At 50.4% G+C, this 14,691-nt stretch carries 12 protein-coding genes; 6 read left to right on the top strand and 6 right to left on the bottom strand.

The window, feature by feature from the left end; translation table 11 throughout:
• Window positions 1-70: 70 nt before the first annotated feature.
• The 3 genes from Pla110_RS16135 to Pla110_RS16125 form a co-directional block, all read right to left on the bottom strand.
• Entirely contained in the window at window positions 71-994 is a 924-nt protein-coding gene (locus Pla110_RS16135) for a sugar nucleotide-binding protein (RefSeq protein WP_197440243.1), read from the bottom strand.
• Window positions 995-1,385: 391 nt separating this feature from the next.
• A complete protein-coding gene (locus Pla110_RS16130) occupies window positions 1,386-2,036 on the bottom strand; it encodes a bifunctional 4-hydroxy-2-oxoglutarate aldolase/2-dehydro-3-deoxy-phosphogluconate aldolase (protein WP_144997084.1) in 651 nt (216 codons plus the stop codon).
• A gap of 96 nt (window positions 2,037-2,132) precedes the next feature.
• Window positions 2,133-2,615 (bottom strand): hypothetical protein, encoded by a 483-nt coding sequence (locus Pla110_RS16125; RefSeq protein ID WP_144997082.1) that lies wholly within the window; start codon window positions 2,613-2,615, stop codon window positions 2,133-2,135.
• A 507-nt stretch (window positions 2,616-3,122) separates the two neighbouring features.
• Between Pla110_RS16125 and Pla110_RS16120 the strand changes: the two genes are divergently transcribed.
• From Pla110_RS16120 to Pla110_RS16110, 3 genes are all read left to right on the top strand, one after another.
• Window positions 3,123-3,470, top strand: a complete 348-nt coding sequence (locus Pla110_RS16120; protein ID WP_144997079.1) for an SHOCT domain-containing protein — start codon at window positions 3,123-3,125, stop codon at window positions 3,468-3,470.
• A gap of 163 nt (window positions 3,471-3,633) precedes the next feature.
• On the top strand, window positions 3,634-4,911 hold the full coding sequence (clpX, locus tag Pla110_RS16115; RefSeq protein ID WP_144997077.1) for an ATP-dependent Clp protease ATP-binding subunit ClpX: 1,278 nt from the start codon (window positions 3,634-3,636) through the stop codon (window positions 4,909-4,911).
• A gap of 373 nt (window positions 4,912-5,284) precedes the next feature.
• On the top strand, window positions 5,285-5,881 hold the full coding sequence (locus Pla110_RS16110) for an FHA domain-containing protein (protein WP_144997075.1): 597 nt from the start codon (window positions 5,285-5,287) through the stop codon (window positions 5,879-5,881).
• A 52-nt stretch (window positions 5,882-5,933) separates the two neighbouring features.
• Here Pla110_RS16110 and Pla110_RS16105 read toward each other — a convergent pair whose 3' ends face one another.
• Complete coding sequence (locus Pla110_RS16105) at window positions 5,934-6,680, bottom strand: hypothetical protein (RefSeq protein WP_144997073.1); 747 nt, start codon at window positions 6,678-6,680, stop codon at window positions 5,934-5,936.
• A 487-nt stretch (window positions 6,681-7,167) separates the two neighbouring features.
• Between Pla110_RS16105 and Pla110_RS16100 the strand changes: the two genes are divergently transcribed.
• The 3 genes from Pla110_RS16100 to Pla110_RS16090 all read left to right on the top strand — a co-directional run bounded on the left by Pla110_RS16100 (window position 7,168) and on the right by Pla110_RS16090 (window position 10,641).
• Window positions 7,168-7,890: a GntR family transcriptional regulator gene (locus Pla110_RS16100; protein ID WP_144997071.1), complete on the top strand. Its 723-nt coding sequence runs from the start codon at window positions 7,168-7,170 to the stop codon at window positions 7,888-7,890.
• Between the two features lie 51 nt (window positions 7,891-7,941).
• Window positions 7,942-8,697: a phytanoyl-CoA dioxygenase family protein gene (locus Pla110_RS16095; protein WP_144997069.1), complete on the top strand. Its 756-nt coding sequence runs from the start codon at window positions 7,942-7,944 to the stop codon at window positions 8,695-8,697.
• A gap of 360 nt (window positions 8,698-9,057) precedes the next feature.
• Window positions 9,058-10,641 carry a hypothetical protein gene (locus Pla110_RS16090; protein ID WP_144997066.1) on the top strand — a complete coding sequence of 528 codons (1,584 nt, stop codon included), beginning with the start codon at window positions 9,058-9,060 and terminating at the stop codon, window positions 10,639-10,641.
• A 131-nt stretch (window positions 10,642-10,772) separates the two neighbouring features.
• On the opposite strand, the gene Pla110_RS16085 is transcribed toward Pla110_RS16090, so the two are convergent.
• Together Pla110_RS16085 and Pla110_RS16080 are read right to left on the bottom strand one after the other, a co-directional pair.
• Window positions 10,773-11,687 (bottom strand): UbiA-like polyprenyltransferase, encoded by a 915-nt coding sequence (locus Pla110_RS16085; protein ID WP_144997064.1) that lies wholly within the window; start codon window positions 11,685-11,687, stop codon window positions 10,773-10,775.
• Window positions 11,688-11,882: 195 nt separating this feature from the next.
• Window positions 11,883-14,255 (bottom strand): hypothetical protein, encoded by a 2,373-nt coding sequence (locus Pla110_RS16080; RefSeq protein ID WP_144997062.1) that lies wholly within the window; start codon window positions 14,253-14,255, stop codon window positions 11,883-11,885.
• Window positions 14,256-14,691: the final 436 nt, after the last annotated feature.

Here is a 14,691-nt window from a genome sequence, read left to right as displayed (position 1 = left end):
AGGGCTGCAGTCGGAGGGGTTCTCTGGAATCGTCAATTCCAGAAGTCGAATTCAGTTGTTTGGTTTTATATCATGCCGCTCTGTTAATCGAGAAGCCTGAGAATAATTGAGATTGTTTTTCGCATTGAATGGCGAGTAGCCGGATTCCATCTGAAACCAGCGGGAGCCCTATTCCCAGGACTTTACGGAGTTTCGTGCATTGCAGAGAACTTTCGCCCTGCCCGAACCCGATTTGTCTTTCAGTGACGGCACCGATCGACTTGGCGATGGGGGCTGCTACATCAAACTCCAATGCAACGTGTGACGCGAACTGCAGTGGGGTGCAGCGTTCGGCACTGCCGATATGAAGTAACCCGCTCACCTGCCGCTCTTCCAGTTTAGCAAGTATCCCTGCTAATTGGTCTGTCAGGATAGGGCTGGATGAAGGCATTCCGGCGAAGCTTTTTCCTGTTTCCAGTTGATCGAGAACTTTGTCGATACTTTGTTGTTTTAATTCGGCAGGAGTCCAACCAAAAACGTGGGTGCGGACAATCATTGCCTGGGGATACACGGCAATGATTGCGGCTTCCATTTCCCGAATGTTAGCGGCTTCTGCGGATAGGCAGTAGCAATCACTTTCTTCACGGTGGAACATCCAGGGGCCCGTAAAAACGGCGTCAGATGAGATTACCGTGAATCGGGAATCACAAGTCCGAGTGGCTTCCGCCCAGCGACGGGCATGTTTGACAAGCGAAGGGCTTCGCAGTTCTGCAGGATCGACATCCCAACTTGAGCAGGCAGTCGGTCCGCAATAAAGAATCCAGTCAGGCTTTATTTCTTCGAGGCAGTCCACAATATGGGCTGCGGATTCCGTCGGACAAAGTTCGGTCTCTTCGCCTTCGAATAGAATCGGTGTCTTGAACGAAAGTCCGATGACATGAAATTGTTCGGAAAGTGCGACGGCGATGTTGTAGCCGGCGACAGAATCGATACCAGCGATAAGAAGAGTGTCCACGCGATGCCTCCCTGCGGTTGCGCGAAATGGTGAGTAGCACTCATCCGAACCTGAATCGAGACTGACATTCAATAACTCATTCGTTGAGTCGTCGAAAATAAAGTCGTCAGTCATTCAGCCGAGGGTTCGAAAAACGATCACTCGTTGATGAGCGTAAGTTAGGATTGATCCGGCGAATTCAGAGGTGAATGGAGGTCAGATAGGATTCGTTGACCGGAATCGACAAGGCGCCCTTCACCAGGGCCAGATCGAATCGTCTCAATTTAACCCAGTTTTCACAAAGAGACCAAGACCAATTTCGCCGTTTTTTTGAACTTCGACTTAATGCAGTCTAATTCCTCGAAGCCCTGTATTCCGGCTGTAAGCCTCCCAACTCACTTTCAATAGCGAGCTATTTTCCGTTTCGGTACGCTTTCATTTTGGCCACGTACTGGCTGGCGAGATCGGTGATGCGGGCCATATCTCCTTTGGCAACCGCATCTTTCTCCACCAGTGAACTTCCCAGTCCTACGGCACAGGCTCCGGCATCGAGGAAGCTATCCAGTGTATCCAGGTTCACACCGCCTGTAGGCATGAGCCGGACTTGAGGCAGCGGCGCTTTAACCGCTTTCAGATAACTTGGCCCCCCAATATCGGCCGGGAAGACTTTAACCACATCAGCTCCTGCTTCCCAGGCGGAGAGGATTTCAGTCGGTGTAAAGGCACCGGGCATGATCAATTTGCTGTAACGTTTGCACAACCTGATGACATCCAGATTCACCACGGGTGACACGATAAAGTCGGCGCCCGCCAGAATCGCTGCGCGGGCTGTTTCGGGATCGAGGACAGAACCGGCTCCCAGCAAGATTTTATCGCCCATGCGACGGGAGACTTCTTCGATGATTTCCAAGGCGTTCGGAACGGTGAACGTGACTTCCAGAATATCGATACCACCTTCATACAATGCTTCGGCGACCTTAGCCAGTTGGTCTCCCGAGGGCGCCCGCAGAATGGCGACGAGACCGGAATCGAGGACGTGCTGCAGATCGGCGTGCGAATTCATGGAGGAGGATTTCTAAATCGGAGAGTGTGTGAAGAAGGATAGAGCTGTATTAGAGAATGAAGAAGTTAAGAGAAGCAATCGGAAGTCGCCGAGCGATTAAGTGCCGGCCGAATACTTTTCAGCATATTCAAGGACCCAGAGATCGATCAGTTCGGAGAAGGATTCGGTGTCGAGATCTTGAAGTTGCTGGAAATGTCGCCGGTGGATGACTTCTTTGTTACGGGCTGTCCCTTTTATGTTCAGCTCAATCACCTGGGCTTTATTGAACGAGGAGATCAACAATTGTAGCTGGCTGTATTGCTGTTTTCTTTTGCCGCTGTCCAGTTCCAGATCGTCCCGTCGAATCTTCGCACCCCAACCATCGGAGTCGATGACGGAGCTATATTGAAAGCCCGGGAAATGGTCGACGAGCTTCTTCAGACATACGTCTATGTGCTCAGTCAGCTCAATCCGTGCTTGCGAATGCAGGATGCGCAACTCTTCTTCATTGAGCTGTTTCTCCTGGGCTTCCTGTTCTCGGGAGTTCTTAGCGTGTAAACCGCGACCAATGGCGCGCTTCAGACGATGATCAAAATCCATACTGGGAAAACCTGTCCGGTTACGAGATGATGGGCAGCAATAATTGCTCAGAAAGCATGAAACCTGAAATTTTATTTCGGACTACTATTCTAGAGGGGAACAATCGCTTGTTCAATCCATGCCATACGAGCGAAGACCTGTCTGGTAGCGAAATTAATGCCATTGCCGAAATACTTTGCCTCCGAAGTAATGTCAGATGTTCAACTGAACTCGTGCAGATGTGTGTAATACTTACACAGCAATTGCCTAAAAACAGGTAATTCCTCTTGGAAACGCGTCCAGAATGGTTAAAACGACGAAACCGAGCGGACTGGCACGCGAAGTGCGATACTCCAGAATCCGTAAAGGTAAGACTTTCGAATCAGTTACACTGACTTTGTTTCGGATCATCTAGCCGCAAGAGATTCCTGCAATAGAAAAGGTTGCTGTTGGAGGACAAAGCACTAATAATGATTTTCTGGTTTAAAACTTCGCATCCCAAGACTGGCGGGCGGAAAGAATTTAGAAATGATATTTGGTGTCAAGAACCCGTTACCAGACATGATAAGTGAATCCTGGTACTTGTACGCGGGTCTGATTCTTGCGGTGGGCATCCTGATCTGGGTGGTTATTCAGATCAGGGCACGATTGCGCGATGATACGGATCATGAGGCAGACCCCTGGCAATTACTCAAACAAATGCAGGATTTGCACCGTGGGGGTGAGCTGACAGAGGAAGAATACCGATCCATCAAAAGCCGGTTGATTTCGCAGGACGACGAGTCCCTGCAGCAGCCGGTTGACAACAGCAAACAATCAATCAAAGAAGATTGCCCAGACGAAACTTCTTCAGATGAGCAGGAGGCTCGCGACTGAGTTATTCATTCGCACGGTCGTATTCAACCGTATCAAATGAAGACCTCAGGTATCCTGAAGATTTACAAGAAGTTTCGTCTGTTCGTGGATTTGCAAGGAGGCAATCAGGGAGTTGTACGGACAATATATTCCTGTGACGATAGGCAACGTTGAAGGGTAACTCATGCCTCCTGGAAAAGATATCACGACCGGTAAACGAGGTTCTTCTGGTAAGAAAAACGCGAACTGCTCTTTCTGTCGTAAGAGCTATCGCGATGTCGGACCCCTCGTTGAAGGCCCGGATGATGTATATATATGTGGTGAATGTATTGACCTCTGTCATTCGATTCTTGATCAAGAACGAAAACGCAGAGGCAGTTCATCGGAACTATTTACGAAGGTCCCCACTCCGCGGGAAATCGTCGCTCATCTCGATCAGTTTGTGATCGGGCAGAACCAGACGAAGAAAACGCTCGCGGTGGCAGTACACAACCATTACAAACGGTTGATGCTGTCGGGAGATGATTCAGACGTCGAGATTGAAAAATCGAACGTCCTGTTCATTGGACCAACCGGTTCTGGTAAAACGCTGATGGCTCGCACGCTGGCCCGCTACTTGCAGGTTCCGTTTGCGATTGGTGATGCCACCACGTTGACAGAAGCCGGCTATGTGGGCGAAGACGTCGAGAACCTGCTTCTCAAACTGCTGCACAATGCCGACTTCGATGTAGAAACGGCACAACGCGGAATCTTGTTCATCGACGAGATCGACAAGATCGGCAAAACGAGCCAGAACGTCTCTATCACACGAGATGTCTCCGGTGAGGGTGTTCAGCAGTCGCTGCTCAAAATGCTCGAAGGTACCGTGGCCAACGTTCCTCCTCAGGGCGGACGAAAACACCCCGAGCAGCAGTATATTCAGGTCGACACTACCAACGTCCTGTTTATCTGTGGCGGAACGTTCGTCGGCATTGAAGACATCGTCGCTCACCGATTGGGTAAAAAATCAATCGGCTTTGGGAACAGCTCTCAAGATAAACAGGATAAGATGAAAGAAGAGCTGATGTCTCAGGTGACGGTTGAAGACGTCATGGAATACGGCCTGATTCCAGAACTCATCGGTCGTTTGCCACTGATCAGTACTCTGACCAAACTGAGCGAAGACGATCTGATGCGGGTTCTTACCGAACCGAAGAACTCACTGGTTCGTCAGTACCAGAAATTCTTCGAGATGGAAGGTTCCGAACTCGAATTCACGAGCGATGCTCTGCGAGAAATTGCCAAAGTCGCTCGTCAAAAAGACACGGGAGCACGCGGACTGCGAGCTGTTGTCGAGCAGGCCATGTTCGATCTGATGTACGAACTGCCGGACCAGGATTCGGGACGCACTTATGTGATTACTCCCGAGATCGTTCGTGGTGAAGATAAACTCTTCCCTCTCGATGATTCCGCTGCCGCCTAAACCGGTTGCTGATTGTCAAATACCCTTCAAAAGCCTGTCGCTGAATCAGCGACAGGCTTTTTTTACGTAATTAGGTCCACTTTTGGCCAGATTCGAACAATTGCAGAGCTTCTCTTCAGCCTGGTCAACTTTCTGGTTGTTGCAGAACCAGGCAAAATATCAGGGTTCAGGGGACTTTTGAGGTCGTGGCGAGTGAGAAAAATTTACCGGAATCGATTCCGATGTCGCTGTTTTTCAGAGGTTTTGAGTTGAATTGAAACTCAGACAGGTTTAGTATAAACATATAAGGAACAATGAATTTGTTTCTTACTCCATCCAAAACTTCCCTCCATAGTTCCCGCCGTGTCTTCCCACCCTGAGGCTCCAAGCCGCTATGAAAGTCATTTTGCGTGTTGAGAGAGGTGAAGCTCCCAGTAAACGCTTCGCAGTCTCCCGAAATACATTAATTGGACGAAGCAACAGTTGCGATTTACGCATCGAATCCGATGACGTCAGCCGGAGACATTGTTTTCTGCTGGTCACTGATCGAGGCGTTTGGGTTCGTGATCTGGCCAGTTCCAATGGAACTCAGGTCGAAGGATTGTCCGTTCAAACGGGCGAAGACTTTCAACTAAATCCAGGATCGCGCGTGTCTGTAGGTCCCGTGGAATTCACGGTTCACTTTGAATTGAGCCGGCAGCCAGCAATGGCTCACCTGGGCAGCAAAGGTAATGATACCTTCTCGGAAGAACGCTATCACCGCGACGAAACCGAAATGCTCGATCCGGATACTCCCCGCTTTTCCATGGACGAAGATACGATCACAACTCGTCCCGGGTCCCGAGTTTCCGCAAAACAACGGTCTACCTCCGTCAGCGGCAATGAGCAGTCTCACCGCTTCGATCAAGCTGGATATCCTCAAAATGACGATTCCGGTCGCTTGCGAACTCTGTTCTCCAATTTAGTCGGCTGGAAAAAGAATCGCCCGTAATTACGGGCGATGGTCGATTCTGATTTAGCAGTCTCTTCTGGTACCGTCGACTCTATTCGAATTTGTACCAGGTTTTGGATTCGCAGCAGCCTGCTGGCTGGATAGTGTAGGCCCGCAACCAAGGGTCACAGAACCAGCGATCCAGACATGTTTTGCCGGGCCAGCGGCGCTTGAAATTCTCGACACAGATATTGTTGTCGCAACTGCAGTCGTGACAGAGGCTGTATTCTCGATGTGCTGAACACCAGCCACGTTTGCCACAATGATCACAAACCCCTGATTCACATAGCCCTGATTCGCAGGCCCCTGTTTCATATGGGCTTACCATCATGGGGTATGCCGTTTCCGCTTGATAAACATTGACGTTGTTTGGTGGGTAGTCGTAGGGCACAGGAGAATAAGAGGGCGTTGGAGAATAAACGGGTGCAGGTTGATGCAAATGAGCCGCTGGAGGGCTGTATTGTGATTGAGGGGCCGGCGGTGGAATAGGGGCACCGGCAGACTGCTTGAAAGCCATTCGTACAATTGCAGCGGCATTTTGCTGCCGTTTGTTCTGACGCTTACCATACAAGGGAAAGCTAGGTCGATTGGCACGAGACGACTCCGAAACCGCAGGTTGCGATTTCTCGACATTGACCTGTTCAATAGTGTTTCGATCAGTCTCCGGTTGGTAGGTCGTGATCGTTTCGACTCGGTCTTCTGGTCGAACCAGTTCCGGTCCTGCAGCCGTGACCACAGTAACGCTCATTCCGGTACAGGTGAGACAAAGTCCCCACAACATGATTGATCGCGATTTCATCAGCACGGTGCATCCTGGCTTGAAATAGAAAAAACCTGATTGAAGTCCGATGACAAATCGAAGGCATTCAGCTCTCGATTTGCTTCATATGGAATGTTTGGCATCGATCAGTGGTGATTGACTGAGAGAAGTGTTTCACATTCCGGGAACGCGAGAGGTGTCCTTTCCCGCATTTGGACTTATCTTTCTTTTCGGTTCGTAACGGGGCCTAAGTTGACCGAATGAAATTCCGGATGATCAGAAGATTCAAAATATTCGTTAATCTGGAAACAAACAGCCGGAGTTAACGTGTTGTGATTCACAGGAGGACACTGCTTTAAAGTTCCAGGCAATCTAATCCGGACAAAATGCACGAAGATCTCGCTTACAGAGAATTTCAACTTGAAGAAACAGGAAAATTCTAGTAGCTTGAGTATGTCGACACATGGAGACATGTGTCGGCTTGACTCTATTCTATGCTGTAATAATCATGAAATTGATGTGATTTATGGATGATTCCTGCCGCTCAACTGCTTACGAGGCAATTCGAGAAGCGATTCTTCAAGGAGATTTCCGTGAAGGAGATCGTGTCTCGGAATACGCCTTCGCTAAAAAGCTCGAATTGAGCCGTGCTCCCATTCGCGAGGCAATCAATCAGCTAGTCACACAGGGCTTGCTCGAACAGTTTCCCGGTTCAGGGACCTTCGTTCGAAAACTAACATTCGCGGAACTCGAAGAAGTATACGAGCTGCGGGAATGGCTGGAATGTAGTGCGATTACTTCGCCCCGTTATGCTTTGAAACCTGCCGATCTGGAAGCAATTCAAAGTGCCTGTGACGAAATCGCCCTACTGATTAAAGAGACTCAGACAGTTAATCAGCTGGATGAAGTCGAGACTTCCTCGTTTGTGAAACGACTCTATCTGGCGGATGCCCGGTTCCATCTTTTCATTTTACGAGGTGCCAGGAACAAACTCGCACTACAGACGATGCAGGATCGATTGATCCTGGAACAGATTTGGAGTTCCAACCGGGTCTCGCTCGAAGCGGAGTCTCTCGAACGTCTTCATTCCGAACACGTCCATATTCTCGACAAACTTCGAAAGCAAGATTATGAGGCAGCCGTCAGATTTCTACGCAAACATATCCGCGATGCGATCAACAACTACCGAGAGCTCGATCGTGATCAAAAACAGGATGAACTACTCGATACGTATTTTTCTACTAAGTGATTTGTGTGATGTTTTCTCGTTCTTTTAAATCGTTTTCAATCAGGTGGATGAATGATGAGCCAATTTGAACAATACCGTAGCCCCTATGAAACAGAGGGTTTTGTCGTCATTCGCCAGTTTTATAATGACGAGGAAATCACTCAGCTGAAGCGAGAGCTTGACCGGTTTATTAAAGACGTCATCCCGACTGCGGAGCCGGGACAAGCTTTTTTTCACGACACAGAGGACCCCACGACATTAAAGCAGATCAACTACCTCGACAATGATCCCTGGTTTGCTTCGATTCCTCTCATGGAACGCTGGACTGACTTGGCGAAGGACCTGTTAGGGGAAGATGTAACCAGCAAAGCGCCGCAGTGGTTCAACAAACCACCCGCGACGAATCACCCAACTCCACCGCATCAGGACAATTACTACTTCAACCTGGTCCCTCCCAAGGTTTGCACCATGTGGCTGGCCCTCGATGATGTGGACAAAGAAAACGGGTGCCTGCGATATCTTCCCGGCTCTCACCTCGAACCAATTCGTCCCCATCTGCGGACATCCGTTCTTGGCTTTTCACAAGGCATTGAAGAGTACACGGACAAAGATTTCGCTCGCGAAGTCGCCATTGAAATGCAACCGGGCGATCTGGCTATTCATCACGGAGATACGATACATCGAGCAGACGCCAATCAATCGACCAGTCGTCACCGACGCTCTTTTGCAGTAGTGTTTCAGGGAATCAGTTGTGAACGAGACGCGGCCCGTTTTGCCCGTTATCAGGAAAGGGTCAAGCAGCAGCACAATGAGCTCGGTTACAAATGAGCAAAAGCGAGGTGACGGAATTATCTAATCGCGTTTCTTGGGCATTCGCGAGGGACGTTAGCGGCTTCGAGTGAATTCAGGACGAAAAATCGGTTAAAGGGGCTTCCTTGCTATAACCGATAGAACCGGTAGCAGAATCTATCGTGATTGCTGCGCCCGTCTGCGCGTATGTAGGTCTTAGAGTGACCTGCGTGGACGAGAATTCACCTAACCAGATATATGGTATCGACTTACTCGTAATCCAGGCGAAAGACTCCTTTACTGGCGATGTAAGGGAGTCGGGATAACGAGTGCTGGTCCACATGATCGAAGCTATACAGTCACGATTTTTAATCGCGGCATCCAAAGGGGGGGAACACGATGCAAAAGCTCATCTGTCCCGTGATCAGTCTATGTGCATTATGGTTGGTAGCCGGAGGCTCACTTCAGGCGAGCGAGACTTTGTTTGCAAAGTCGAACCGGTTTCAGATTCCGTATCAGTACGACGCCGCAGAGATGCAGCGAATGGAAGCGGTTGAGATTCAGTTGCATGTCTCTCAGGACCAAGGTCAAACCTGGCAGAAGTCGCTCAGCGTCTCTCCGGAGACGGGACGCTTTGATTACAAAGCACCTCACGATGGCGAATTCTGGTTTTCGGTAAAAACACTGAATCGCCGCCAGCAACTCATTCCTTCAGAAGCGAATACGACTCCAGAACTCAAAGTGATCGTCGACACTGAAGAGCCACTGTTGAACCTCAACTTGGTTCAGCCGCAACCGGGTCGCGTCAGTCTATCCTGGGTCGCAAACGATTCGAACCTGAATGCCGAAACGCTTTCGCTCGAATACCAGCAAGCCGATTCCGGTGGTTGGCAGCGTGTCAGCGTTCTTCCCAGCCCCGAAGGCGAAACCTCCTGGTCAGTCAGTCAAGGAGGCGTTGTTGCCGTTCGAGGAAAAGTAAACGACGAAGCCGGAAACTCTGGCTCCGCAACTGCACAGGTAGATATCGATCGGCAACAGTTCGGTACCCGCGATGAGGTCTCCCCTCCCGACTTCACAAAACCGATCGCCGAAGCAAATCCATTCAGTCAAAACGTTTCGATCAGCAAATCCTTTGCCGATCCGATACCCAAGACGACCCCGACTCCCGTTCAGCCACAATTCGTGAGCCAATCACAACCGGCCCCCGTCATGCCTGCGCCCTCAGCAGAAGGGTTTCCCTCAGTTAATGGAGAGAGCCCTGCAAACGCCAACTCTGCAAACAATAATTCTGCAGGGGCTGCTGTGCGGACCGTCAACTCTCTTCGTTTTCAGGTCAACTACAAAGTCGACGAAGTGGGTCCATCCGGAGTCGGACATGTTGAATTCTTTATTACAGAAAACGATGGCCAGAAATGGTATCGTTACGGCGAAGACCCTGACCATGTCAGTCCATTCACGGTTCAGGTACCGAAAGATGGGCGATACGGTTTCGACTTAAGAGCCCGCAGCGGTGCCGGACTTGCAGCGAATCCACCTCAGTCGGGTAATAAGCCACCAATCGTCATTGTGGTCGACCAGACCGCGCCCGTGATTCATATGCAACCACCACAACAGGGTTTCAGCGGTGCATTGAACCAGGTCGTGATTCGGTGGCAACTTGAGGATCAGAATCCCGCTGAAAAACCAGTAGCACTTTCTTATGCAACAACTCCTCAAGGTCCCTGGCAACCGATTGGCGGATGGCAGGCTGATCAGGGAAGTTACTTGTGGGATGTGAACGACAACTTGCCACCCAAGTTGTACATTCGCATCACTGCCCGCGATGCGGCAGGGAACCTCGCTTCCGCTCAGACGCAACAACCTTTGATGATCGATCTGACTCGGCCTTCGGCTCGGATCGTCAATGTAGAGTCTTTGCCTACAGGTCAGGAAGCGGCGAACAACTCGTCTGTTCAACCCTACAATAACGGTCCGGGACGCTGAGCTATAACGCAATCCAGATAACCGTAGCGTGTTCTAGCGGCGTAGTCTGCTGCTCTAAGGGCTTTTAGAGACCGATAGCCGTCACACTTATCCTGCACAGGATCCTGAGACTGAATTGAGCCGAGCGATGATTACAAATAGACGTCGACCACGGCGAGGATGAGCAATCCGAGCGAGATGATCGCGTTGATGTTGAAGAAGGCGACGTTCACCCGGGAAAGGTCGTTTGGCTTCACCAGTAAATGTTCGTAAAGCAGAAGCATCGCGATGACGACAATCCCGCCGAGGAATAAATAGCCCAACTCGGCGAAGTGCCAGAATCCGAGCAACGTCAGCATCATGCAGAAATGACTGACGGCGGCGATTCTCAGTGCAGTCGTAATTCCGAAATACGCGGGAATACTACTGAGCGCGCTGTCGCGGTCGAAGGCGGCGTCCTGACAGGCGTAGAGAATGTCAAAACCGCCGACCCAGAAAAAGACTGAGAGCCCCAGCATGACCGGAGTCCAGTTGACGCTACCTGTGATCGCCAACCAGGCCGCGATCGGGGAGAGCATCAACCCGGCAGCCAGCCAGTAGTGGCAGAGAAAAGTAAAACGTTTGGTGAAGGAGTAGCCGAGCAAAAACAGCAGCACAGGTATGGAAAGGGCGACCGGCCAGACGTTGGGAAGAAATAGTAACGTCGACGCGATAAAGCCAACGCTGCAGACAATCGTAAACAGCCAGACTGTCTTAACCGAGAGCAGCCCTGCAGGGATATGACGGCCAGCAGTACGTGGATTCTTGGCATCTTGCTTTCGGTCAACCAGACGATTAAATGCCATTGCCGCCGAGCGGGCGAAAACCATGCAAAGCAAAATGCCCAGTAAGTCGAGCAGGCGAAATTCTCCGACTTCCCGCCAGGCGAGAATCGCCGCCAACAGTGCGAATGGTAGGGCGAAAATGGTATGGCTGAACCGAATCATTCCCATCAGGTGACGGAACTTCTCCCTCCATGCGGGAGAAGAAGAAGAGGAGGAGTCCGGAAGAGAGTTCGTATTATCCATAATGGTGATTGTCGTCGCTGAATGGGCTGAGGATAAGACTGCCCAAGTCCTACATTCTCAAGGAACACATATGACGAAACTCTAAGTCTCACTACATTGTCATGGCTACCTTATTTTGAAAGGCTCACGCACGCCGCAAACGAGACTCAGTAGAGGTTCTGTCCCGAAGGGGATGTTGAATGAATATTCGTCGGTTCAGGGAGCGAGTTTTCCCTCATTTTTTTCCAAATGGGCCTGCCAGCGAAGGATCATTGACTGGCGGTTTTTCTCCGACGCGTCCGGGCGATAGTGTAATTGACGATCAGTGTAATGCGTCGCCAGTTCAAAAGCCATGTCCCTCACGGCCAGCAATGAGTGATCCATCCAACCCACGATCTGCTGAGACATCGCGGCGTCATCCGCCTGATCGGCGTTAATGCCAAACAGGAGCAAAGTCACCACCTCCATATCTTCTGGTGATAGAGCTGCTTCGAGTTCGAGTTGTAACTCTTCGTTATTCGCGACAGGATCCTGAACAAGCCATTCCCGCAGATGTCTCTTCGCCATCTGGATCACTTCCAATGGTTGGTCGGGTGTCGTCAGCGCCTGGACCAGGCTGTGAATATCGCCCGCATGTCCCAGGCTATCAACGGCCCAGGAGGCGACGATGGGGTTCTTGTTTATTATTTGTGGAGACATCGACTGTTTAACAGACTGGTCATTGGAAAAGAGCTTTTCGTAACTCAGTTTTGCTTTGCGAACGGACATCGAATCTCGTTTCGATTCTTCATTCAACCAATCAGGAAAAGCGATCGTCTTTTGGTCGGAGTTCCCCGCAGTTTCCATCGGAACAGGCGGTGCATTGTTCCGAATGTCTTCGGCTTTTAGCGAGAGTGCCTGGTTCGCATTCACCATCTGGACATGACCATCCCCATCGGCGAAGCGGACACTGCCTTGATGTACGAAAAGCATCCCGTTATTTTTTGTCGCACCCATCTCGGGAGTGATTTCATACGGAAGCTTCGGCAGGATTTCGATTCCGAATCGGGTATCGGGAGTCATTAATTCAACTCGCCAGGTGGCATCGCTCGTTCCAAAGGCAAGTGGATAGGGCACTTTGCCGGCTACTTCCAGAGCAGAACCACCTGAAACGATCACTTGTCCTCGCTCGATCTTGATACCGGCTTGTGCGACTTCACTGGGAGGTAGGTTTTGAATCCGGGTGCCCGCATTCAGAATGATGCGAACTTCGCCCTGCTCGATATCAAAAGTGGCGTCAAAGGGAAGTGGAGAAGCCAGGAGTTCCTCGGGATGAACCACGGCGCGGTGGGGCATGATGTACCAATCCTCTTTAGATCCCTGGTACTGAATGACGATTCCTTCCTGCATCGAATACAACACTCGCGCAGGAGGAATGGCCGGTTTCGATGTCGGTTTGGGCTCTTCTGGCTTCAGCGATTCGGGGGTCGGTGGGATGGGCGCTGTCGCTAGCTCAACGCCCGGTTCGGAATTCGGCTCTTCCATGGCGGGTTCTGCTATTTCGGCTGGATCTTCCTTTCCTTCACTATCTATTGGTGGCTGTTCAGCGACAGTCACTGCAGCAACAGTATCGTCTGTTTCAGAGTCGGTTGTGGGTTCCGTCTTTGATGCCAGCGTTGTAGGGTCAGCCGCTTTGGACTCGCTTTTTAATTCGGTCGATACAGATTCATCCGGGTTTGTTTGCTCGCTTTCTGTATCCGCCAGTGCGGGAGTCGACATAGGGTCGTCCAGGCTGGGATCCTCTGAAGATTCGGCCGGGGGTTCCTCATTCGAGATTGCGTCGTTACTTCCAGCAGCCTCATCATCAGAAGAATCAGGAGTGACTGGTTCGTTCGATGCCAATGTTTGTTCGACCTCTGCTGAGTCAGAATTGAATAGGAATTCCCAAAAATCCTGGTCGTATGCGAGCAGTCCGATGAACAGAAGTAGGGTCACACAGAAACCGATCAGCGGGATACGGCTGCGCGAGGACGACTGATTACGAAGGTACTCGGGGAGTTCTTCTTTAAAGGACGGTTCCTTGTCCTGTACCGTCTTACCGACGGCAGTCGTTTGTGGCATAGGAGGCAACCGAAATTCTCCCGACGACTTCGTAACTTCCATGAAATGTTGATCAATTGCTGGGTCTGACCCGGAAGCTGCCCCCGGTTTTTTTGCAGGAGCATGCGGCACGATTTTGTACATGCGGTTGCGTGTCTCCGAAGAGATATCAACCGGCTCGCCCAGAATTAGTGTTAACACCTGATGACTGGCCGCCACTTCCGCAAGTTGTACGTCCGATTCCAGACAGACTTTTTCAACTACGGTAATCTCTTCCGGCGAAAGGGTATTGTCCAGATACTCCGCAACCTTATTGGCATCCAAATGGTTCTCGTCCGGTTCGACATCCGGGGCCATTAACCTTCGTTGACGGGTTACTTTTTTTATCCGTTCCACCAGATTGGCAGCGTAGGGGCTTTCCTGCAGTTTCTTACCGATTTCGCGAGTATGGTTAGCGTCCAGAACGTCGTCCAGATAAGCCAGTAGTGTTCTCAGCGTTAATCGCATCATTCTGCCTTTGGTATTCAGCTTTAAAGTGGTCTCGTATTTATGCACACCGTCCGTGTCACAAAAAGTGCGAAGAGAGCCATATCTCGCACTTAGATCCTGTCCCGAATAAGTGTGACGGCTATCGATCCCGAATAGCCATTAAAAACAGCAGGCTACGCCGCCAGAACACACTACGGTTATCTGGGATGCGTTCTAGACACTCCCTGAGAGCCGCTTTCTTGTGGAAATACAGCTAAGAGTCCTCATTCAGTCACTATCCATTTGGCACTCCCTCTATAAATAGTGGCAGACCAGCGGCTATTCCGTACACAGAATTCATAAAAAAGAGGATTCTTATTAAATCGAACCAATCAGAGCCCAAAAAAAACGACCACGTCGACAGAATCGACGGGTCGTTTTATTGGAAGGGTTCTAATTCAAGCCTTTTGTAACTTCG

This window comes from Polystyrenella longa (assembly GCF_007750395.1).
GTDB classification, from domain to species: Bacteria; Planctomycetota; Planctomycetia; order Planctomycetales; family Planctomycetaceae; genus Polystyrenella; species Polystyrenella longa.
This window is presented reverse-complemented; position numbering and strand designations above follow the sequence as displayed.